This is a genomic window from Ornithinibacillus massiliensis (assembly GCF_018310345.1).
GTDB lineage: Bacteria > Bacillota > Bacilli > Bacillales > Amphibacillaceae > Ornithinibacillus > Ornithinibacillus massiliensis.
Genome location: NZ_JAGXBY010000002.1, coordinates 484258 through 507306, shown reverse-complemented (window position 1 = coordinate 507306; position 23049 = coordinate 484258). Strand labels below are relative to the sequence as shown.

Annotated in this window: 22 protein-coding genes; 20 read left to right on the top strand and 2 right to left on the bottom strand. The window is 37.3% G+C overall.

Going from position 1 to position 23049, the window contains the following annotated elements; translation table 11 throughout:
• Positions 1-20: 20 nt before the first annotated feature.
• From parC to KGF86_RS06785, 11 genes are all read left to right on the top strand, one after another.
• Positions 21-2471: a DNA topoisomerase IV subunit A gene (gene parC, locus KGF86_RS06835; RefSeq protein ID WP_186868779.1), complete on the top strand. Its 2451-nt coding sequence runs from the start codon at positions 21-23 to the stop codon at positions 2469-2471.
• Positions 2472-2625: 154 nt separating this feature from the next.
• On the top strand, positions 2626-3402 hold the full coding sequence (locus KGF86_RS06830) for a class I SAM-dependent methyltransferase (protein ID WP_186868780.1): 777 nt from the start codon (positions 2626-2628) through the stop codon (positions 3400-3402).
• 135 nt (positions 3403-3537) lie between these two features.
• Positions 3538-4056: a TetR/AcrR family transcriptional regulator gene (locus KGF86_RS06825; RefSeq protein ID WP_425516476.1), complete on the top strand. Its 519-nt coding sequence runs from the start codon at positions 3538-3540 to the stop codon at positions 4054-4056.
• A 99-nt stretch (positions 4057-4155) separates the two neighbouring features.
• The gene (locus tag KGF86_RS06820) at positions 4156-5298 is read left to right on the top strand and encodes an acyl-CoA dehydrogenase family protein (RefSeq protein ID WP_211741440.1); all 1143 of its coding nucleotides are present in this window, start codon (positions 4156-4158) and stop codon (positions 5296-5298) included.
• Positions 5299-5333: 35 nt separating this feature from the next.
• Positions 5334-6686, top strand: a complete 1353-nt coding sequence (locus tag KGF86_RS06815) for an acetyl-CoA carboxylase biotin carboxylase subunit (protein WP_211741439.1) — start codon at positions 5334-5336, stop codon at positions 6684-6686.
• A gap of 24 nt (positions 6687-6710) precedes the next feature.
• Positions 6711-6929 carry an acetyl-CoA carboxylase biotin carboxyl carrier protein subunit gene (locus KGF86_RS06810; RefSeq protein WP_186868783.1) on the top strand — a complete coding sequence of 73 codons (219 nt, stop codon included), beginning with the start codon at positions 6711-6713 and terminating at the stop codon, positions 6927-6929.
• Positions 6930-6953: 24 nt separating this feature from the next.
• A complete protein-coding gene (locus tag KGF86_RS06805) occupies positions 6954-7733 on the top strand; it encodes an enoyl-CoA hydratase (protein WP_186868784.1) in 780 nt (259 codons plus the stop codon).
• A gap of 18 nt (positions 7734-7751) precedes the next feature.
• A complete protein-coding gene (locus KGF86_RS06800; RefSeq protein WP_211741438.1) occupies positions 7752-9281 on the top strand; it encodes an acyl-CoA carboxylase subunit beta in 1530 nt (509 codons plus the stop codon).
• Between the two features lie 249 nt (positions 9282-9530).
• Positions 9531-9992, top strand: coding sequence for a CBS domain-containing protein (locus KGF86_RS06795; protein ID WP_186868786.1), 462 nt, complete (start codon positions 9531-9533; stop codon positions 9990-9992).
• A gap of 474 nt (positions 9993-10466) precedes the next feature.
• Positions 10467-14084: a dynamin family protein gene (locus KGF86_RS06790; RefSeq protein WP_211741437.1), complete on the top strand. Its 3618-nt coding sequence runs from the start codon at positions 10467-10469 to the stop codon at positions 14082-14084.
• Positions 14085-14098: 14 nt separating this feature from the next.
• The gene (locus KGF86_RS06785) at positions 14099-14962 is read left to right on the top strand and encodes a 5'-3' exonuclease (protein WP_186868788.1); all 864 of its coding nucleotides are present in this window, start codon (positions 14099-14101) and stop codon (positions 14960-14962) included.
• A 52-nt stretch (positions 14963-15014) separates the two neighbouring features.
• On the opposite strand, the gene KGF86_RS06780 is transcribed toward KGF86_RS06785, so the two are convergent.
• On the bottom strand, positions 15015-15197 hold the full coding sequence (locus tag KGF86_RS06780) for a hypothetical protein (protein WP_211741436.1): 183 nt from the start codon (positions 15195-15197) through the stop codon (positions 15015-15017).
• A gap of 197 nt (positions 15198-15394) precedes the next feature.
• On the opposite strand from KGF86_RS06780, the gene KGF86_RS06775 reads away from it, so the two are divergent.
• From KGF86_RS06775 to KGF86_RS06765, 3 genes are all read left to right on the top strand, one after another.
• A complete protein-coding gene (locus tag KGF86_RS06775) occupies positions 15395-16057 on the top strand; it encodes a CPBP family intramembrane glutamic endopeptidase (RefSeq protein WP_186868790.1) in 663 nt (220 codons plus the stop codon).
• A gap of 97 nt (positions 16058-16154) precedes the next feature.
• Positions 16155-16775, top strand: a complete 621-nt coding sequence (locus KGF86_RS06770; RefSeq protein ID WP_186868791.1) for a CAP domain-containing protein — start codon at positions 16155-16157, stop codon at positions 16773-16775.
• Between the two features lie 68 nt (positions 16776-16843).
• Positions 16844-17503, top strand: coding sequence for a DNA alkylation repair protein (locus KGF86_RS06765; RefSeq protein ID WP_186868792.1), 660 nt, complete (start codon positions 16844-16846; stop codon positions 17501-17503).
• 12 nt (positions 17504-17515) lie between these two features.
• Here the strand turns inward: KGF86_RS06765 and KGF86_RS06760 are convergent, their stop codons facing one another.
• Entirely contained in the window at positions 17516-17998 is a 483-nt protein-coding gene (locus KGF86_RS06760; protein WP_186868829.1) for a ribonuclease H-like YkuK family protein, read from the bottom strand.
• A 259-nt stretch (positions 17999-18257) separates the two neighbouring features.
• On the opposite strand from KGF86_RS06760, the gene KGF86_RS06755 reads away from it, so the two are divergent.
• The 6 genes from KGF86_RS06755 (at position 18258) to KGF86_RS06730 (ending at position 23049) form a co-directional block, all read left to right on the top strand.
• Positions 18258-18977 carry a GntR family transcriptional regulator gene (locus KGF86_RS06755; RefSeq protein WP_222618976.1) on the top strand — a complete coding sequence of 240 codons (720 nt, stop codon included), beginning with the start codon at positions 18258-18260 and terminating at the stop codon, positions 18975-18977.
• Between the two features lie 222 nt (positions 18978-19199).
• Positions 19200-19622: a phosphonate C-P lyase system protein PhnG gene (gene phnG / locus KGF86_RS06750; protein ID WP_211741435.1), complete on the top strand. Its 423-nt coding sequence runs from the start codon at positions 19200-19202 to the stop codon at positions 19620-19622.
• Positions 19623-19655: 33 nt separating this feature from the next.
• Complete coding sequence (phnH, locus tag KGF86_RS06745; protein WP_186868794.1) at positions 19656-20249, top strand: phosphonate C-P lyase system protein PhnH; 594 nt, start codon at positions 19656-19658, stop codon at positions 20247-20249.
• A gap of 2 nt (positions 20250-20251) precedes the next feature.
• Positions 20252-21361 (top strand): carbon-phosphorus lyase complex subunit PhnI, encoded by a 1110-nt coding sequence (locus KGF86_RS06740; RefSeq protein ID WP_186868795.1) that lies wholly within the window; start codon positions 20252-20254, stop codon positions 21359-21361.
• Positions 21351-22217 carry an alpha-D-ribose 1-methylphosphonate 5-phosphate C-P-lyase PhnJ gene (locus KGF86_RS06735; RefSeq protein WP_186868796.1) on the top strand — a complete coding sequence of 289 codons (867 nt, stop codon included), beginning with the start codon at positions 21351-21353 and terminating at the stop codon, positions 22215-22217. The genes KGF86_RS06740 and KGF86_RS06735 overlap by 11 nt, the downstream gene beginning before the upstream one ends.
• Entirely contained in the window at positions 22207-23049 is an 843-nt protein-coding gene (locus KGF86_RS06730; RefSeq protein WP_211741434.1) for an ATP-binding cassette domain-containing protein, read from the top strand. Before KGF86_RS06735 ends, KGF86_RS06730 begins: the two co-directional genes overlap by 11 nt.

Below are 23049 nucleotides of genomic sequence, written 5' to 3'. Positions count from 1 at the left end.
AACAAGAAGGGGGAAATGACTTGTCACAGTCAGAAAAATTTCTCGATCTTCCATTAGAAGAAGTAATCGGTGATCGTTTTGGTAGATATAGTAAATATATTATTCAAGACCGTGCCATACCAGATGCAAGAGACGGGTTAAAGCCTGTTCAACGAAGAATTCTGTATGCCATGTTTCGTGAAAAAAATACCCATGATAAACATTTTCGTAAGTCAGCAAAGACAGTTGGTACTGTTATTGGTAATTACCATCCACATGGTGATTCCTCGGTTTATGATGCAATGGTGCGTTTAAGTCAAGACTGGAAAATGCGGAATGTACTAATTGAAATGCATGGAAATAACGGTAGTATGGATGGTGACCCACCTGCCGCTATGCGTTATACCGAGGCAAGACTTTCTAGTATTGCTTCTGAACTTCTTCGTGATATGAACAAGGAAACTGTAGACATCATGCCTAACTTCGATGATACCGATCACGAACCTGTTGTATTACCAGCAAAGTTTCCTAACCTATTAGTAAATGGTTCAACTGGCATCTCAGCTGGTTATGCAACAGATATTCCACCACATAACCTTGGAGAAGTAATCGATGGAGTCATCAAGCGTATCGATAAGCCAAATGCTACGATTGATGAGTTAATGAAGATTATTAAAGGCCCGGATTTTCCAACTGGTGGAATCATACAGGGTGTCGATGAAATTAAGAAAGCGTATGAAACAGGTAAAGGGAAAATAGTTGTTCGCGGAAAAGCATCTGTTGAACCGATTCGTGGAAATCGGGAGCAAATTGTAATTGATGAAATTCCATTCGAGGTTAATAAAGCAAATCTAGTTAAGAAAATAGATGAGCTACGTTATGATCGAAAAGTAGAAGGAATTGCAGAAGTTCGAGATGAAACAGACCGTACTGGTCTACGTATAGTGATTGAGTTGAAAAAAGATGTGAATAGTGAAGGGGTCTTGAATTTCCTCTATAAAAATACCGATTTACAGGTTACGTACCATTTTAATATGGTAGCCATTCTAGATAGAACACCGAAGCTATTATCTTTAACCGATATGCTAGATGCTTATATTACCCACCAGAAGGAAGTTGTTACAAGATCAACTAAATTCGATTTGAAGCATGCGAAGGATCGTTCTCATATTGTGGATGGTTTAATCAAAGCGATTTCAATCTTAGATGAACTAGTTGCAACGATTCGCGCATCAAAAGATAAGCAGGATGCGAAGAAAAGAATCATGGATTTATATGGATTTACGGAAAAACAAGCCGAAGCAATTGTGATGTTACAGCTTTACCGTTTAACCAATACGGATGTAACACAGCTACAGGAAGAGTCAGAGGTATTAAAACAGAAAATTGCTGAATACGAGTCTATTTTATCTAGTGAAGCGAAATTATTAGAAACGATTAAGATGGACTTGAAACAAATGAAAAAGCAATTCTCCGATCGTCGCAGAACTGTCATTGAAGAGGAAATTGAAGAATTGAAAATCGACATTGAAGTGACGGTAGCAAGTGAGGATGTCCTTATTTCTGTTACAGAAGAGGGCTATATTAAGCGTACAAGTATTCGTTCCTATGCTGCATCGAATGGAGAAGATTTCGCCATCAAGGAAGACGACCATTTAGTAGGATTGATCGAAGCAAATACAACCGATAAGCTTCTATTATTCACGAACAAAGGAAAGTATCTTTATATTCCAGTACATGAGCTACCAGATATTCGTTGGAAGGATATCGGTCAGCACGTCTCGAATATTGTTTCAATAGATAAAGATGAATATATTGTCCATGCTTTACCTATAAGAGAATTTAAAGAGGAAGAATATCTCATATTCTTTACGAAAAACGGTATGATTAAGCGAAGTGAATTAAAAATATATGAAGCACAGCGTTATTCAAAAGCGTTAGTTGCGCTTAATTTGAAAAAAGATGATGAAGTGGTAAGTGTATGCCAAACGAAAGGTTACTCTGACGTATTTATTACGTCTGACAAAGGCTATGGACTTTGGTATCATGAATCAGAAGTTCCGGTTGTAGGCCAGCGTGCAGCAGGTGTTAAAGCGATTCAGCTAAAAGACGGAGAATCTGTAGTTGGTGGACAAGTCTTTGATGACTTATCAGAACCATCACTTGTCGTTATTACACAGCGAGGCGCATGCAAACGAATGAAGCTTCGGGAATTTGAAAAATCAAGTAGAGCTAAACGTGGTCTGCTGATGTTGAGAGAGCTTAAGAATAAACCACATCGAATTGTAGGGTTCTTTGCTACGTATGAGCAGGATACGATTTCCTTTACCACATCAAAAGGGGAAACACATCAAATCTTCCCATTAGAGTTACCAAATAGTGATCGATATAGTAATGGCTCGTTTGTCATTGATTCTGATAATCAAGGTGAAGTTCTGAAAGCATGGAGAGAAGCCAATTACGAAAAACCATTTGATCCGACAATGGAGTAATATAATGGAGGCAGACTGTATATTCGCAGTCTGTCTTTTTATCTTGAGCATATCAGGGTAAATCCTTAAGAAAGCTCTACTAATGTATTCAGTTAAAAGCGGAATTAAGGTAAGATGGAAATAAATAAGACAGACAACTTTACAAGGAGAAGCTATGATTATTACGACTGCAGGAAAAGCAACAAGCCTATTAATTCGAAGAGCAATGAATCTAGCACAAACTTATCATATACCATTTAAGGAAAGACAAGGTTTATCGATTGAAGAGATGAAGATGATCTATCAGGAGGACGTGCTTATTGTAGGAAAGGAGCAATTAGTTATTGCACCAAAAAACAGTGACACGCGACTGTTTTTTCATCCGAATTTAGCAATGATCCGAGCAAAACGGGTTCTAAAAGGGGAAACAGAGCCACTAATCGAAACTGCAAAATTAAAAAAAGGGATGTCCTTTCTTGACTGTACACTTGGACTAGCATCAGACAGTATTATTGCAAGTCTTGTAGTTGGATCTACAGGTCGGGTCACAGGTATTGAAGGAAACGAACTACTCTATTTACTAGTAAAAGAGGGTCTAGCTTCACATATAACCGGCAAACTAGATATAGACCAAGCAATGCAACGTATCCAAGTAGTCCGTGAGGATCATTTACATTACCTTCAACATGCAGAAACGAATTCGTTTGATATTGTATATTTTGATCCAATGTTCCAAGAAGGAATTGAAGAATCGAATGGCATCAATACCATAAGAGAACAAGCTATTACATCAGACATAACAGCCGAGATTATAGAGGAAGCAAAAAGAGTAGCAAAAGAGAGAGTGGTATTAAAAGATCATTGGAAAAGCAAAAGGTTTCAAGAGTTAGGTTTTACCCAGTTTAAAAGAAAGACATCCTTGTTTCACTATGGAACGATTGAAGTACGTTGATTATTTTTAACTTTCTATATTGCGAAAATTATGATAAGCTAAAATGGAAAAGAGAGAGGAGGGCTTGTAACGAATTTAAGAGATAAAATTGTCGATGCAGCGTTACATTTATTTGAGAAAAAGGGCTTTCATGGTGTGACAGTTAATGAAATTGTTGATAGTATTGGGACCTCCAAAGGGGGATTCTATCATCACTTTTCATCGAAGGATGAATTGTTATTTGTTATCCACGATACTTTTATCACTTATGTGCTCGAAAAAGCATACATAGCCAAGAACACCTACGACTCTCCAACGAAGAAACTGCAACAAATTATTAAAAGCTTTGTTCAAGTCTTTGACTTGTATAAGCCGCATATTTCAGTGTTTTATCAAGAAAATGTATACTTAAAAGCGAATTATGAGGAATTGATCAAAAAGAAGCGGGATCAATTTAAGAACATTATCATTGATACTATTCGAGAAGGAAAACAAGCTAACGAATTTCGAAAAGACTTATCAGAAGAAATTACAGGTATGGCCATTCTAGGCATGGTTAACTGGACATATAAGTGGTATAAGCAGTCTGGTGAAAAATCAATTGACGAGATTGGCGATATCTATGTTGAATTAATTATGCGGTCGATTATAAACCAACAAAATGTAAGCGGTTAAATAGTTTGGCTACTTCCAGCATAGCTTTAGAGAAAGCTATATTTTTCCGTTGAATACCGACCAACCAGTCGGTCTTATACGATAACAGGAGGGGAACTTATGGATTTTAATTTAACAAAAGAACAATCGATGATTCGGAAAATGGTACGTGATTTTGCAGAAGAAGTAATTAAACCGAGAACAATAGAAATTGATAAAGAAGCTAAATTCCCAGTAGATATTTTTGAACAGATGGGAGAGCTAGGTTTACTTGGAATTCCGTTTCCAGAAGAGTACGGTGGTTCTGGTGGGGATACCTTATCCTACGCAATTGCTGTAGAAGAAATTGGGCGTGTCTGTGGAAGTACTGGTTTAAGTTATGCTGCTGCAGTCTCTTTAGGAGCTAGTCCAATCTATTACTTTGGTACAGAAGAACAGAAGCAGGAGTATTTAAAGCCATTAGCAGAAGGAAAGGCTTTAGGATCATTTGGATTAACGGAACCAAATGCTGGTTCTGATGCAGGTGGAACGAAGACAACTGCAGTAATTGATGGTGATGATTTTATTATTAATGGTGAAAAGTGCTTCATTACGAATGCAAGTTATGCCAAGACATTAATCGTAACAGCTGTTACAGGAAAAAACGAAAAAGGTAAAAATATTATTTCCGCTATTATCGTCCCTACCGATACAGAAGGGGTAAAAATAACTAGTAATTACGATAAGATGGGCGTTCGTGGATCAGATACAGCAGAAATTGTGTTAGATAATGTCCGTGTTCCTAGAGCCAACTTATTAGGTGATCCACAAAAAGGGTTTAGCCAATTCTTATATACGCTAGATGGTGGTAGAATTTCAATTGCTGCTTTAGGGTTGGGAATAGCACAAGCCTCACTAGAAAAAGCATTACAATATGCAAAAGAACGCAAACAATTTGGAAAATCTATCTCGAACTTCCAAGCTATCCAATTTAAACTCGCAGATATCGCCATGGAAGTAGAGCTGTCTAGAAACATGGTCTACAAAGCCGCATGGTTAAAAGATAATAATCAACCATTTACGAAAGAATCTGCCTATGCAAAGTTATTCGCGACAGAAACAGCCTTCCGTGCTGCGAACCAAGCAATTCAAATACACGGGGGATATGGTTATATGCGTGAATATGAGGTAGAACGATACTTACGTGATGCTAAGCTGCTAGAAATTGGCGAAGGTACATCGGAGGTTCAAAGACTTGTTATTGCTAGACAACTAGGATGCTAGCTAAGGAGAAATACGATGTAGATAGGAGTGAAGAGATGATTTCTAAAGTACTAATTGCTAATCGTGGTGAAATTGCGGCTAGAGTTATTCGCACTTCTAAAAAGATGGGAATTGAGACCGTTGCAGTTTATTCGGAGGCAGATGAAAATGCGCCGTTTGTAAAGATGGCAGATGAGAGCTATTTAATTGGCCCATCACGAGTCAATGAAAGTTACTTACATGTGGATAAAATCCTTTCTATAGCAACGCAATCTGGGGCAGATGCCATCCATCCAGGCTATGGTTTTTTAAGTGAAAATGGTAGATTCGCAGAGAAATGTGAGGAAGCCGGGATTACATTTATCGGTCCTTCAAGCAAGGTCATGGATATGATGGGCAGTAAGATTGAAGCAAGGAAGGTAATGAAGCAGGCTAATGTTCCTATCGTCCCTGGAACAGAGGAAGCAATAGAAACTCCTGAGGAAGCAGTAGAATTAGCAAAGCAAATTGGTTATCCCATTATGTTAAAGGCATCAGCAGGTGGCGGGGGCATTGGGATGCAAGTTGTAAACAGTGATGAAGAGCTACGAAAAGCATTTGATAATAATGCTAAACGTGCAAAAAGCTTCTTTGGCGATGGGGCCATGTTCCTGGAAAAGAAGATTGATGATGCTAGACATATTGAAATACAAGTACTTGCTGATAAGTTTGGCAATGTTATTCATCTATTTGAGCGAGAATGTTCGATACAACGCCGTAATCAAAAGGTAGTAGAAGAGGCACCATCTCCTTTTCTTTCCGAAACTACGAGAAGGAAAATGGGAAATGCTGCGATTGAGGCTGCTAAAGCAATTGGATATACCAATGCAGGTACCATTGAATTTTTAGTGGATGAGAAGGAACATTTTTATTTTCTAGAGATGAACACTAGAATTCAAGTGGAGCACCCGGTCACAGAGGAAATCACTGGAATTGATATCGTAGAGCAACAGATTCACGTAGCAAACGGTCAAAAGCTCTCCATCTCACAAGACGATTTAGAAATAAAAGGGCATGCAATTGAAGCAAGAATTTATGCCGAGGACCCAAAGACATTTTTCCCATCACCAGGCTATATTTCAACCTTTGATATCCCGATGGGGAAAAATATTCGTTTAGAGAGTGCTGTGACAAGTAATTATCAGGTCACCCCTTTTTATGACCCTATGATTAGTAAGTTGATTGTCAAAGGGGCAACTCGAAAGGAAGCAATAGAATTATTGATTGATACATTAGCAAAAACAACGATAGAAGGCATTAAAACGAATGTCCCAATACTATTAGATATTGCACGACATGAAGCCTTTCAATCTGGTAAAACGACAACAAAATTTATAGAAACGTATTTCAGTCCAGTTAAACGAAACTAGTTCATTATACGAGGAGGAAGAAACATGGAAGAAATAAAAGCAATGATGGCAGGTAACGTATGGAAGGTTTTAGTATCTGTGGGCGATACAGTAGAAGAGGATCAGGATATTGTCATTTTAGAATCGATGAAAATGGAAATCCCTATAGCTGCTGAAGAGGCTGGTACCATCACGGAAATTAAGGTAGCGGAAGGCGATTTTGTTAATGAAGGGGATACGTTAGCTATTATAGAAATAGACTAAAAGAATAGTATTTGGGAGGATTCTATGACACTAGTAGAATTAGAAATCGTAAACAGTCACGTGGCGGTCATCACATTAAATCGGCCCCAGGCAGCAAATGCTATGTCTAAAGCTTTACTAGATGAATTAAATCAAGTTATACAAAAGGTAAATCATGACCCTAACATTTACTGTGCCGTATTGACTGGTGCCGGTGTAAAAGCCTTTTGTGCAGGAGCGGATTTGAAGGAGCGCCGGGGCATGGCGGATGATCAAGTAATTGCGGCGGTTCGAAATATTGGGAAGACGGTTTCAGAAGTAGAAGCCATGAAGGTTCCCGTAATTGCTGCTTTAAACGGTATCGCATTTGGTGGTGGGTTAGAGCTTGCACTTTGCTGTGATATTCGGATTGCAGCGGATCATGTGAAGTTAGGATTAACAGAAACTTCCCTAGCCATCATACCAGGCGCAGGTGGCACACAGCGACTTCCTAGATTAATAGGCATTGGTCGGGCGAAGCAGTTAATTTATACAGCGAAACCAATCACTGCCCAAGAGGCATTTTCCATTGGTCTGGTAGAACAGGTAGTTTCGAATGAGGAACTTCATGATGTAGCAATACAAATGGCATTAGATATTGCTAAGAATGGGCCAATAGCATTGCGACAAGCAAAAACAGCTATCAATCAAGGAAGTCAGGTGAATCTTGCTACAGCATTAGAGATAGAACACCTATGCTATAAAGAAACGATTCCAACTAACGATAGACTGGAAGGTTTGGAAGCTTTCCGAGAAAAACGATCTCCAGTATACCAAGGAAACTAACCAATGGGAGGCCTGTACATGTCATATTTGGAAGAGCTACGTAACAGAGTTCAACAGATTGAAAAAGGTGGAAATGAAAAATACCACAAGCAAAACGAAGAAAAAGGAAAATTATTTGTTCGTAATCGCTTGGAATTACTATTAGATGAGGGAATAGATATAGAAGATGCATTTTTTGCTAATTGTATGGATGATAGTTTACCATCAGACGGTGTTGTCACCGGAATAGGGAAGATTAACGGGCAAGATGTGTGCGTTATGGCAAATGATTCAACTGTTAAAGCCGGTTCTTGGGGTAAGCGCACCGTAGAGAAAATACTACGAATTCAAGAGACAGCATTAACACTAGAATTACCAATTATTTATTTGGTGGATTCTGCGGGTGCAAGAATAACGGATCAAATCGAAATGTTTCCTGGTCGAAGAGGGGCTGGTAGAATATTTCATAACCAGATAAAGTTATCTGGTCGTGTTCCACAAGTTTGTTTATTGTTCGGTCCATCTGCAGCAGGAGGTGCCTATATCCCTGCATTCTGTGACATCGTTGTCATGGTGGACGGTAATGCTTCTATGTATCTAGGCTCACCAAGAATGGCAGAAAAGGTTATTGGTGAGAAGGTAACTTTAGAAGAAATGGGCGGAGCAAAGATGCATTGTTCCGTATCTGGAGTTGGTGATGTCCTAGTAAAAACAGAACCAGATGCTATAACGTATGTACGAAAGTATTTGACATACTTCCCTAAGAATTTTAGATATAAACCAGAAGCATATGAACCGATTGCTGCCAAACAATTTGAAAAAACAATAGAAGAAATTATTCCTAAGAATCAAAATGCACCATTTAACATGCATGATCTTATTAATCGAATTATTGATGAAGATAGCTTCTGTGAAATTAAAAAGAAATTTGCACCAGAATTAATTACAGGGCTATCCAGAATCAATGGAAAATCGGTGGGGATTATTGCGAATCAACCCAAAATGAAGGGGGGAGTATTGTTCCCCGATTCTGCTGATAAAGCAGCCAAATTCATTCAGCTTTGTGATGCATTTAATATTCCGTTGTTATTCCTGATGGATGTCCCAGGATTTATGATTGGTACAAAAGTGGAACGTGCAGGGATTATCCGTCACGGGGCAAAAATGCTAGCGGCAATGAGTGAAGCAACTGTACCTAAAATTTCGGTCATTGTGCGTAAAGCCTATGGTGCAGGTTTATATGCCATGGCTGGCCCTGCATTTGAACCGGATTGCTGTATTGCGCTGCCGACTGCTCAAATTGCAGTTATGGGTCCAGAGGCTGCTGTAAATGCCGTATATGCCAATAAAATAGCAGCGTTACCAGAAGAAGAAAGAGCTGCATTCATTAAACAGAAACAAGATGAATATCGAGATGATATTGATATTTATCGACTAGCCAGTGAAATGGTAATTGATGCGATTATTGAGCCGAATGAATTAAGGGAAGAATTAATGAAACGCTTCCGTATATACGAAGCAAAAAATGTAGTTTTTACAGAAAGAAAACACGGTGTTTACCCAGTATAAATAGGGTAGATGACTCAGATAAGCTTAAGCTTATTTGGGTCATTTTTTTTAGGTATTTGCCTAACAAAATGACTGTATTGACATATCCTATAATAAGCAACGCTATATCACCTTAATTAACAATATTATTATTATGTAAACTGATAATAGTTCTTCCATTTAGTGTTAATCTTGTTATTTAAGGTAATAATATTGGATAGATTGGACTAATCATGAATGAACTATATTCTAACGTAAGATGGTGACAAAATGTTAATAAAAGAGTTCATGATATCGGACGTTATCAGTGTAAAAGAAGATACTACTTTGAAGGCCCTATTAAAACTATTAGTTTCACATAAAATTGGTGGTGTTCCGGTTGTAAATGAGGATAATGTTCTAGTTGGTGTCATAAGCGATGGCGATGTCATTCGCTATTTGAAGCCCAATAGTAGAACGATTTTTGATATGTTTGCTGTTGTTATGGTAAATGAGCAGGAAAAACTAACCGATAAGCTACAATACGCGTTAACAAAGCCAGTGTCCAGTATGATGAAGACAAAGGATATCAAAACGCTAAGACCAAACCATGACATAGATGATGCACTTCGTATGTTTTCACATTATCGATTCAAAAAGATCCCAGTCATTGATTCCGCAAAGAAAGTCGTTGGAGTAGTCAGTAGAGGGGACTTACTTCGACATATTACCAATGAGCTTATTCAGGGGTAAGTGAGGCTTAGACATAACGAAAAGAATTAAATGTATAACCGAATGATACACGATATTAGCTCCGGAAAACTCCTGCGGGAGGAAAGGGCAAGGTTGAGACCCCAGATGCACCTGTGTCTACTAGCAAAGCTACGGCGGGCTTCCTCGGTTCAAGGCAGCAGCCCGGCGGTAAAGAAGACACTGCGAGGTCTTTTTCGAGCAGATGTCGCCTCTTTGCTGGAAGCAACCGCGAGTATATTCCAGAGCGGGGTCTTTGCGTATCATTCGGTTTTTCCTTTAAGATAAATTCTTTTGTCCCGTTTTCTTTTCTGCTTTAAAACGTTTAATTGCTTCTCCTAATCATATGGAGATTTATTGTCACTATCTACATAACAATGAATATGTGTTATGATAAAAGGTCTCCAAAGGTATAGTAATCCGATACGAGATTAAGCTATAATAAGGATACAAGAAGAAATAAAGGGGTTTAGTTTCGTGAAGGTAACTCACCAACATACATCTGTATTGAATTATGATAATTTACTAGGCATCTATCATGTGATGAAGGAACATGGTGATCAGTTTAATGCCGATAAAATAGTCGATCTATACAAGAAAAAACAAAGGAATGAATTTATCATTAGTTTTGCTGGTCATTTTTCCGCTGGCAAATCCTCTATGATTAATGCGCTTATTGGAACTGAATTATTACCAAAAAGTCCCATTCCGACTAGTGCTAATATAGTGAAGCTTTCTTCTGGAAGAGGGGTAGCACGTGTTTTCTTCCATCAAGAAGCACCGATTGAATACGAAGAGCCGTATGACTTAGATATGATTAAGGAGTATTGTAAAGACAAAGATTCCATCGAAAAGATAGAGATTAGTTCTAGTCAGCCAATCATCCCAGAAAATTGTTCCATTATTGATACGCCAGGAATTGATGCGGCAGATGATACCGACCGAATTATTACGGAATCCTCTTTGCATATCGTTGATGTGTTGTTTTATGTGATGGATTATAATCACGTACAATCTGAAGTTAATTTAATGTTCTTGAAGAATGTTCAAGCTATGAATATTCCTTTCTATATTATTATCAATCAGATTGATAAGCATAATGAACAAGAACTAACTTTTGAATCCTTTGAGAATAGTGTCAAACAAACGTTTGACCAATGGGGCTTATCACCACAAGAAGTATATTTCTCTTCCCTGTTCAAGAAAGAGATGGCAATAAATCAATTTGAACAAATTAAAGCAAAAGTGAACGAATTATTTTTAGAGGAAAACGTTCAACGCATTGATTCTTCCGTACGAACTATTATCGAAGCACATAAGCAGTTTTTAAAAGAGAAGTTAGAGGAGTCTGTTGCGGAGCTTTCTAGTAGGGTTGGGACAGAGGAGGGTTTAATCTATCAAGTTGAAAATCTACAAAGCTCAATCGAAACGATTAAACAAAAGCCAATAAATTTAGAAAAGGATTTTATCGAAGCATTGGACCAAACATTAAAAAATGCTTACCTCATGCCAGCAACCGTACGTGACAAAGCATTAGATTTTCTAGAATCCCAACAAAAGGACTTTAAGGTTGGTTTTCTTGGTGCCAAGAAAAAGACTGAGGAAGAAAGAGAGAGACGGTTAACGGAGTTTCTTACTGCTGTAACAGAAAGCATGCAGGCTAGTATTGAATGGAAATTACGTGAAAAATTCACAGCACTACTAAAAACATATGCTGTTGTAAACCAAGATCTAAATACGGATCTGCAACAATTGACAGTAAACATCGGTCCCGATGACTTATATGCCCATGTAAAGAAAGGGGCAACCGTCAATGGCGATTATGTACTGAATTACGCAAATGATCTTGGCCATTCAATAAAAACGAAATACCGCAACGCTAGTCGTAAGCTCCTACGTAGAATTGTTGCTGTGATGGAAAATGACGGGCATCAGACCATTGCCCAATATGAAAAACAATTACGAGAACACAAAGAGCTAATTAAAGTTCATGATGATCTTGCGTCGTGGAAGGAAGCGTATCATATACAATTATCCCGGATTGAAAATCAGTTGCATTCTCCTGAGTATTCCAACGAAACGGAGTCTATTTTAAAAAAGCAATTAGAAAGCACCATATTTTTAAAGGGAGAGACGATATCAGAGCTTGCTTCTAATACGGAAACGCAACGAGAGGAAGTAAGACCTTCCGTTATAACAAATGAAGATGACGTTCCACATGTACAAAAGGTGATTCAAGCAATCGATAAAACGGCTCAATTAGTAGAAGAATTACCCGGATTTGAGTCCATTACAAGAGAATTAAGGATAAGAAAAGAGCGATTGGAAAATCGTGACATGACTATTGCATTATTTGGCGCGTTTAGTGCCGGCAAGTCTTCGTTTGCTAATGCATTGATTGGAGAAGGCGTATTACCTTCATCACCAAATCCTACTACTGCGGTAATTAATCGGATTACCCCGGTTACAGACGAATATCAGCATGGAACGGTAGTCATTCAATTAAAGAATGAACATACCCTTTCTATGGATTTAGCAAATATTCTAAAGCATTTTTCACCGCCAACAAAAGCGGATATAAGCACTTATGTGGGGTGGATTAAACAACATCAGATTCAATATCATGAAGATTTAAGTCAGATGTATCAGAGCTATTTACAAGCACTTATTAAAGGATATGACGCGCATAAAGATTTAATTGGTAAGACTATAACCATTCAGTTAGATGAATTTGCAGCGTATGCAACAGATGAATCGAAAGCATGTTTTGTAGAGACAATTGATTTATATTATGATTGCTCGATAACCCAAAAAGGTATTACATTAGTAGATACACCTGGTGCTGATTCGGTGAATGCTAGACATACGAATGTAGCTTTTGATTATATTAAAACAGCTGATGCGATTCTCTATGTCACGTATTATAACCATGCTATTACGAAAGCAGACAAAGATTTTGTCATGCAGCTTGGGCGTGTTAAAGAGTCATTCCAATTAGACAAAATGTTCTTCATCATCAATGCAGCAGACCTAGCATCTGATCAAACAGAATTACAGCTCGTCACCAATTATGTGAAGGAGCAGTTAACGAAATTAGGTATTCGTAATCCAAAACTATATCCAGTCTCTAGTAAAAAATCACTGGAAGAAAAATTAGTTAAAGCTCCAATAAATGAGCAACTCCGTACGTTCGAAGAAGATTTCTATCATTTCCTTGAGAATGAATTATCTCATTTAGCAATCAAATCTTGCATACACGAGTTGCATAGAACAAGACAGCTGCTAAACCATTTCAAACAAAAGGCAAATTTAAACAAACAAGAAAAAGAGAAATATAAACAGGAACTACTGGATAAACAGGAAATGCTCTCTAAGGAAGTTCTTACTGTTGATGGAATGGTCTATCAGGAAAGAATCAATCAAAAAATAGCGAAACAATTGCATTATGTTATGGAACGAATTGGAATTCGTTTTCATGATATGTTTAAGGATAAGTTTAACCCTACTACAGTGACAGAATCGGGTCGTAAGGCAGTACATCAATTACAAAAAAACACGATTGATTTGCTAGACTACACCGGATATGAAACATTACAGGAAGCAAGAGCTGTTTCACTTCGTATGGAGGCTTTTATGAAGGAACAGCAAATAGATCTGATTGACAATTTCAAGCATACGCTAACAAAGCTAGATGAGAATTTTGGCTTACCAGCTTTCGATACAGTTAATTTAGATACGCCAGAATTCATTCAGCCACTTCAAGACTTGGACTTAAATGCATTTCAAAAATCCTATGCTTTGTTCAAAAGTACAAAGTCTTTCTTTGAAAAGAATGAAAAAGAAAAAATGAAGGAATCCATCTATGAGATTTTGCAACCAGGAATTCAAAGCTATTTAATGCAAACAGAAGACATCATGAAAGAGGCATATGGGAAGCAATGGCAGACGATTGTTACTACGATAACAGAAGAAATTAATAGTGAAATTAACCAATATGTTCAAAGTAGCATGGCAATTCTAGATGATGCGATTGATATCAATCTTTTAACAAGTAAAGAAGAGCATTTAGCTGTACTACTAGAAAGTATAAATTAAAGGACGTGTCAACCATGCAGCAATCTATATTATTAGTAGATGGGATGGCCTTGCTATTTAGAGGGTTTTTTGCAACATCTATTCGAGGAAACTTTATGAAGAATGAAAACGGGGTACCTACCAATGGTGTCTATCAGTTTGTAAGATATTTATTAGATGCCGTCAATACGTTTCAACCGACTCATGTTATTTGCTGTTGGGATATGGGTAGTAAGACCTTCCGAACTTCGATGTATGAGGATTATAAAGGGAATCGTTCTGCACCACCAGAAGAGCTTATTCCACAATTCGATTTAGTGAAGGAAGTTGTTGCTGCATTTGATATGCCAAACATTGGAATTGAAAATTTTGAGGCAGATGATTGTATCGGCACACTTGCGAAGCAATTTTCTAACGAACATCAAGTATTGATTCTAACTGGTGATCAAGATATTTTACAATTAGTAGAGCCTGGCATAAGTGTTGCGATTATGAGAAAAGGGCAAGGAAATTATGAAGTATTTAATGAGGAGAATTTCTTGGAGAAGAAGGGACTTGCACCACGTCAAATTATTGATTTAAAAGGATTGATGGGGGACACATCTGATAATTATCCTGGAGTAAAAGGTATTGGAGAAAAGACAGCCTTAAAGCTTCTTCAAGAAAATGAGTCTATTGATCAATTGCTCGAGAATATTGACCAGCTGCCAAAGGGAGTACAAACCAAGATTAAATCTAATTTAGATATGCTTCATTTATCCAGAAGCCTGGCAGAAATTCGTTGTGACGTACCAGTTACGGTTCCTTTAGAACAAGCTACCTGGAATTATAATCGGGAGAACGTTGTGAAAAGATTAGAAGAGCTTCAAGTAAAAAGTGTAATAAAGCTCTTATCATAAAGCCGAAACAAAAACCTGTATTAAAAAATACAGGTTTTTGCTTTGAAGACTACTAACGATTATTGTTGTTATTGTTGTTATTGTTATTATTGTTGTTGTTGTTATTGTTGCGGTTGTTGTTATTGCGATTGTTATTGTTGTTGTTATCTAAATTATCATTTAGAAACTCATTCGCAAATTCAACATTATCATTGTTGTTATTGTTGTTGTTGCGATTCTTATTGTTTTTCGCCATTTTTCTGACCCTCCTATAATTTTTTTGTGAAATAGACATTGTCCATTTCACCTTACAAAATGTATGTTACCCCGAAAATCTTTTTTAATTCATTTTTTTTTAACATAATTATCCTATATTTTTTACTTTGACCATTTCTTCCTTAATATGTCATAATCGAGAAAAAGAATGTCAAATACGTTATATTAGGGGAATTTATGGAGAAAAAACATTACTTCTTAGTAAGCAGTACTTTATTTACATGTATCTTGCTTGCATTCATCGAACATGGATTCGAGATGAATTATTTAATAAAATCGGGGTTAAAAATACTTTTATTTTTTCTAACAGTAGGGTCATTTGTTTGGCTGTTTAAGAATTATCGGTTCAAAAATCCAGTTCGCATGGAAAAGATATCAGTCAGAGAATGGAAGCGAATTGTGATTCTTGGTTTTTCCTCTGCTGGAATTGTATTACTTGCTTATCTCTTATTTTCACCATTTATTGATCTTCATACCATTAAAAATGATTTAACAGAGAGATTAGGAATTACAACAACGACTTATATTATAGTTGGTATTTATATTACTTTCGCAAATTCATTTTTAGAGGAATACTTTTTTAGAGGATTTATCTTTTTTAATTTACCGAAAAAAGTTGGCTACATCTATAGTCCGTTACTTTTTGCTAGTTATCATATTCCGATGATTATGCTATGGTTTAGTCCGCTGATTATAGCACTTTGTTTTGTAGGGCTATGGACGATTGGATTTATATTCCATAAGGTGAATGAACGAAATCAAACGATTTGGGCTTCATGGATGATTCATATTTGTGCGGATATAATGATAATCCTTATTGGTTTAACCATGTTTTTCTAAGATAGAATGTACCAAGAATAACCAGGCATTAGGAAGCAGGTGTAGAGGAAAATAGAAGCAGGGGATTGCTAAATTACGTAACTTAGGTGACTTTATTATGTTAAAGCGAACCATTTCCCTGGTTCTTGCGATTTTGATTACATTTCCTATAGGAGTCAGTGCCGAGGTTAAAATGTTTAAAGAGGCTCCATTTGATTTTTATAAAGTCTCTAAGGGAGATACTTTTTGGTTTATAGCCAAACGGTATGGGTTGGATTATAGAGAACTAATGCGGTTAAATCCAGATGTTGTACCAACAAACATGCAGATTGGATCTGTCATTCGACTAAGGGCTACTGCACCAAGTCCTACTACCTTTGAGGAGCAAGTGGCCCAACTAGTAAATCAGGAAAGAGCTAAAGCTGGATTATCTCCGTTGAAACACCGTGCAGATATTAAAGCTGTGGCAGAGAAAAAAGCTGAAGATATGATTAATTCCAATTATTTCTCCCACACAAGTCCAAATTATGGCTCGCCATTTGATATGTTGAAAACGTTTGGTGTTATGTATCGAACTGCAGGTGAAAATATTGCGAAAGGCCAAGATTCCCCACAAGCGGTAATGAATGCATGGATGAATTCGCCAGGACACCGAGATAACATATTAAATCCGAACTTTGATTCCATTGGTGTGGGGTATTACCATGGTGCTTGGGTACAATTGTTTACCGGATCTTAGTTTGTTAAGGTCTAATTTTGGCTCACGTCTTATTAGACCTTACTATTTTACTAATGAGGGGGAGATTAATGTTGCTAGAGCGGTTAGTCACTGAACTTGAACGAAATCGTAATCATGAGAACGCTTATCATATGGAAAGGTACATGAAGAAACGTTTTCCTTTCCTCGGTATTAAAACCCCGGAAAGAAGAAATATATCCAATCAATTTTTTAAACAAACCGGTATAACGAAAGAACCGTTTAATGTGAATCTTGTACAAGCTTTATGGGAACGGAGGGAAAGAGAGTATCAGAATATTGCATTGGATTATATCGAAAAGATGCTTCCTAAGGTGGGAAAAGAACAACTTGAATTATTGGAGAAGTTGATTACAACAAAATCCTGGTGGGATACAGTGGATATGTTGGCACAAAAGCCGATTGGCAAAATAGCAATGGAATCTCCAGAGGTGATCCCAGAAAGAATAGCGCAATGGGCTCATCATGAAAATATGTGGCTTAGAAGAACTGCTATCTTATTTCAGTTGAAATATAAGGATAGGACAAATGAAGAATTGCTATATACGTACATAAAAATAAATGCTTCAAGTACAGAGTTTTTTATACAAAAGGCAATTGGCTGGGCTTTACGAGAATATTCCAAAACCAACCCTGCATCTGTAAGAATGTTTATCCAGGAAAATGATTTAGCAAAATTAAGCATACGCGAAGGAAGTAAATACATCTAAGCGAGAGCCGTGCTATTTAGTAAATCGATTAGCATAGGAACTCGCTACAAAGGATTCAGGCTTAATCTTTGGTTCTATCCCTAAAGATTCCATCCTTCCAACCATTTCATTTACAAACATTCTTGTTTTATTTTGACTATTGGCGCCTATGTCAATATGACCTTCAATCGTAAAGGAAGATCCTTTATATATATTGGGTAAGACAATATTAATCAATTGATTTTTTTTATCTTCGGTGAACATGGATACGACTTCCTCTGTCAAGGTTGTTTCGTAGGAAATTCGTTCATGTAGATTGGTCATTTTTCTTGGTACGACAACTTTTCGAATACACGCCCATGCACCCTTTGATTCACAATGAATGACAATTCCAGTTATAAATCGAGTGTAGGTTGGGTGTATTTGTGAATCGGTACCAAATATTAACCGATACCTTCCGGTTGGATCTTTTTTCATAAATCGAACGATATGCTGGAAAACTTCATGAAAGGTCATATGTTTATGTGTTAAATTTTGAAAGCTGAAATCTAATAATCTTAGGTTAGCCACGATAGAACCTCCTATGTTTGGGACTTCTTACTACTTAGTGTAGCGAAAGTATGTAGTACTATTCTTTAGCTAATGTAAAATTTCCTTGAAAATCTTAACAATTTTAATTTTGTTATTACCATTAGTTAATGCAATACGCTTATAATATGTTATAAGCTAAAAGTACAAATGCGTTATACGTAAGGAAAGAGGGGAATCGGTTGCGTTGGGTATCCATAAAGAAGCTGTAATTATCGATGACTTAATCCAACAAATTATAGAAAAGAAGCTCCTACCAGGGTCTAAGTTACCTTCTGAGAATGAGCTCGCTGAAAAATATGATGTACCTAGAATAACGGTTAGAAATGCCTTGATTAAATTAGAAGAGCGCTCTTATATTTATTCTGTACAAGGGAAAGGGAGGTATTTAAAAGACAAATCCATACCTATCCAACTTTCGCTTACAGGAAAAACGAGTTTTACGGAAAAAATGAAATCTATGGGGCATGATTTAAAGACCGTCACGATATCATGTAAAAAAATTCTTTTCGAACCAAAAATATATGATATTTTACAAGCCAAAGAAACGGATACGGTTTATCAAATTGGAAGGTTACGTATCATAAATGGCGTCCCAATGGCTATCCATTATTCCTACGTAAGTGAGCATCGTTTTCCAACGATTAAACAAGATAGTCCAACGATTCATTCTATGTTTGACTACTACCGTCAACAAGGGACGGAACGATTTTCTAGCAGAAAAACCTATCTCAGTATTACGTTTCCCACTCTAGAGGAACAACATTTATTATCTTGTAATAGTATGGTTCCACTAATTATTCTGGAGACGGATTGTGTAGACCAAGACTCAAATAGCATTTTAGAATATACGAAAATACTATATCGTAGTGACCAATTTAAATATGATATCACAACCGATCCGTGAAAAACATTTATCATTAGGTATGTGTTTTTACATTCGTAGATAGGGAATATAAATAACCATACCGCCTCATGATAAAAACTAGCACATTCGCTTATTTTCTAGCAAATGTGCTAGTTTTTTATATTATCTTTGTTAAATGAATTTACAAATACTTCAACATTTCTTAACACATGGTAACTTGGCAACAAGTTACCATGGACGTAGAAGAAAGGAGATGGCTAAATGAATCGTCGAAGAAGAACCGAAATACTTATTCAAGGGAGATCAGAATTAGCAAAAGAATTAGCAGAAACAATTATGCTGCAATATCCATATCGAGAAGTGATTTCCCCTAGATATGGACTGACGATGATAAAAATGAGAGAAACCGCTAAAAGCTCGCTATTCTATCTTGGCGAGGTAGTCATAACCGAAGCGAAAGTGGATATAAAAGGTCATATTGGAATCGGTATTGTAACTGGGATGAAAGATGAGCTGGCAAAACACTTAGCCATCATCGATGCAGCTTATAAAGCGAATCTGAAAGAGACAATAGAATGGGAAGAGCCCTTATTAAAAGAGGAAAAAGCGCTCTTAGAATCAAAAATTAAAAAACAAGCTGAACTACTAGCGACTAAAGTCCATTTTGATACGATGCAAGTATAGTTAGCCTTATCTATGTAAAGGAGATTTGTAATGATGATGAATATTGTACATGACACACAAGCTGTATTCCGTAATTTACTTCATAGTATGTCGCGACCTGGTGAAATTTCGAAATTAAACGAGACTTCTTTTAACCTCTCTAGTTGGAAATGTCACGAAGCAACTATGTTAACAATGCTAACTCTATTTGATGCAGAAATCGGCTTTCATATTTTGACTAATAATCAGCAGAATGAGCTTCAAAAACAGATCATGGATTACACATCTGCAAAAATAGTACCGATGGAAGAAGCTGACTTTGTGATTGTTTTACAAGGTACAGATGACAGGACCATTGTACAGGCAATGGAAGAGTGTAAGATAGGTAATCTAATGGATCCACAATATTCGGCAACATGGATGCTGGAGTGTGCATCAATTAGGACAGGAAGGAGTTTGCGTTTAAGTGGACCAGGTATTAACCAGCAAACTACTATCCAGGTAAATCTATCGAACGCAATCTTTGCTAAACGAAATGAGCTAGTGAAAGAGTATCCGTTAGGTATAGATATGATTGTTACGGATGCAAGCTTACAGGTTGTTTGTATACCACGTACAACTACTATCGAATCGCTAGGAGGTGCTTAGGAATGGGTTATGTAGCAGTAAAAGGTGGAACTGAAGCAATTGAAGCATCGTTGAAACGATTACGGTATGAGCGATTAAAGGGTCAAGAGGTATTAGAGATACACACCATCCTAACTACAATGCGGTCATTAATTGATCAGGTGATGTCTGAAGCTAGTCTATATGAACTAACGTTAGCGGCACTAGCAATTAAACAAGCTGAAGGGAGTATGGAGGAGGCTGTATTTCTACTTCGAGCCCACCGCTCTACATTACCAAGACTATACTATAGTGAAACAGTAGATTCAGAGAGTATGTTTGTCGAACGCAGGATTTCTGCTAGCTTTAAGGATATTCCGGGTGGCCAGATACTAGGGGCTACAAATGATTATAGCCACCGTTTGCTAGATTATACGTTATTAAATGAGACAAAAGAAGAAATGAAGCAATGGTTATCGGCTTATGAAGCGGAGCTATCCAAGGACCATCCTCGTAATGAATTAATCTATTTTCCTAAAGTAGTGGAGTATTTACGTAAAGAGGGGTTGTTTACTAGTTATGTGGAAAATAATGAACCACCTGACGATATTACGAAAAAAAGTCTACAATTTCCTGCTACTCGAAGTCAACGATTACAAACGTTAACCCGCGGTCAAACAGGTACCGTTACATCATTGGGCTATGCATCGTTACGGGGCTATGGACAAGTCCATCCAACAGTCGGAGAGGTTCGTGTTGGGATGGCACCGATCTATATTGCACCAGCTACAGAAACAGGAAACGAGGAGGAAAATTATTACATTGGTGAAGTGAAATTAACAGAAGTGGAGTCGTTTGTTCCAGTTAAGAAACATACGCAGCAAAGGGAAGAACTAGAATTTGAGATTGGCTATGGGATTTGTTTTGGTCAGAATGAAACGAAAGCAATAGCTATGAGCATTCTCGATCAATGCTTGGAGCATCCAGAAGCTGATTTTCCAACCCATGACGAGGAATTTGTTTTATTACATATTGATTCCGTAGAGTCGACTGGTTTTATATCCCATTTGAAACTACCGCATTATGTCACATTCCAATCCAAACTTGATAGTGTGAGAACCGTGAAACAAGGAGGAAAAAAACATGAAGACTAGCCCTCATTTTGCTTTTTTAGATGAAGGATCTAAAAAAGAAATACGCCGTAGCATTCTGAAGGCTGTTGCGATACCTGGATATCAAGTACCGTTTGCATCAAGGGAGATGCCGATAGCTCGTGGCTGGGGTACGGGCGGTCTCCAGATTACATTATCAGTTATCGGGAAGAGGGATGTATTAAAAGTCATTGACCAAGGTTCAGATGAATCGGTGAATGCTGTTAATATTAAGAAACTTGTCCATGAAACGACAGGTGTAGCGATAACCGAGCAAACAAGGGAGGCAACATTAATTCAATCAAGACATCGAATTCCTGAAATTCATCTAACGAATGATCAAATCCTTGTGCTACAAGTGCCTGAACCGGAACCACTTCGGACATATGAAGCAAAAAATACAATAACGAAACTACTTCATTCAGAAGAAGAATATAGTGGTGCCTGGCTTATGCTATTTGAGCAAATCATGAAGCATGGTACAACGTCCACCGGAGCAGATCACCCTGTCTATGTGAATGGTCGTTACGTGATGGCACCTAGTCCTATTCCGCGTTTCGATAATGAAAAGCTCAATCAATCCGAGGCACTTATTCTATTTGGAGCGGGTAGAGAAAAGAAAATCTATGCAATTCCACCTTATACCGATGTCGTTTCCTTGGCATTTGATGACCATCCTTTCAGAACAGAAGATTTTACAGATAAGTCATGTCATCTATGCGGAACAAGTGGTGTATTTCTTGATGAGTTAATCGATCACCATAGAGGTGAGCGGGTGTTTCAATGTAATGATACTAATTTCTGTATAGAACAGTTGAATAAAAAGGAAAGAGAAGAGGTGGGGACTAGTGAAGGATGAACAACCACTATTAGCTGTTCGAAATTTAAATCAGCAATTTGGACCGGGGTGTAATAACTGTAAAAACCCAGATAATAGAGCTTTATCCAAAAATTATTGTGAAGTATGTGGAACGGTTTATGCTTGTCGGAATATCTCACTTGATTTATTTGCTGGTGAAATACTTGGTGTAGTTGGAGAAAGCGGAAGTGGAAAATCTAGCTTAATGAAATGTCTTTATTTTGACTCAGAAGTAACTACTGGGGAAGTGTATCTCGATGATGAGGAATTTATCGGAGACAACTTATTTGAATTGTCATCGCAAAAGAAGCGATATATTCGAAATTACAAATATGGAATGGTCTATCAAAATCCTGTACATGGATTAAAAATGAATTTTTCTTCTATAAGCAATATCGCAGAAAAATTAATTGCTGCTGGAAATCGCCATGTTGGTAATATGGAGGAAATTGGAAAACGATTGCTTGACATCGTGCAAATTCCTGTCTTTCGAATGAAAGAGGAGCCGCGGAATTTTTCGGGTGGTATGCAGCAGCGAGTTCAAATTGCTAAGGCTCTCTCGAATAACCCACCTGTTTTATTTTTAGATGAAGTAACAACTGGACTGGATCTTTCTGTACAGGCAGATGTATTAGACCTAATTAAACGGATACAACGTGAGTTTGGGATTAGTATGATTGTTGTATCGCATGATTTAGCTGTCATTCGAATGCTGGCCGATCGTACTATTGTCATGTTAAATGGTGAGATTGTGGAGCAAGGATTAACAGATCAAATTTTAGAGGATCCGACTGATAAATATACGCAACAATTAGTTTATTCGTTGTTATAG